This is a genomic window from Halomonas sp. AOP7-E1-9, assembly GCF_052376035.1.
Lineage (GTDB): Bacteria > Pseudomonadota > Gammaproteobacteria > Pseudomonadales > Halomonadaceae > Vreelandella > Vreelandella citrativorans.
Genome location: NZ_JBQSVC010000100.1, coordinates 1 through 384 on the forward strand (window position 1 = coordinate 1; position 384 = coordinate 384).

The window sequence follows — 384 nt, forward strand, 5'->3', positions numbered from 1 at the left end:
TCATAGAGCAAACGGTTTAAGCACGATCCCCTCTTGGGTCTGTAGCTCAGTTGGTTAGAGCGCACCCCTGATAAGGGTGAGGTCGGCAGTTCAAGTCTGCCCAGACCCACCAAATTTTATCCATCTCTGCGTTATTTTATGACTCGCATAGCAGGCTATGCTTCGCCATAAAATGCCTTGTGATGAATAAAATTCCGAGAGGTAAGTGTCTAAAATGGGGCCATAGCTCAGCTGGGAGAGCGCCTGCCTTGCACGCAGGAGGTCAGCGGTTCGATCCCGCTTGGCTCCACCATTATGTTGGTTTTTATCCAACGCCGTTTGTTTGTTTTGTGACCATTGATAAGTCGCACGTTTTTAGACGTCGCTTTATCACTGTTCATTGAA

Annotated in this window: 2 tRNA genes; both read left to right on the forward strand. The window is 47.9% G+C overall.

The window, feature by feature from the left end:
* Positions 1–35 precede the first annotated feature (35 nt).
* A tRNA-Ile gene (locus ACT3R4_RS18480) sits at positions 36–112 on the forward strand.
* A 104-nt stretch (positions 113–216) separates the two neighbouring features.
* Positions 217–292 (forward strand) — tRNA-Ala (locus ACT3R4_RS18485).
* Positions 293–384: the final 92 nt, after the last annotated feature.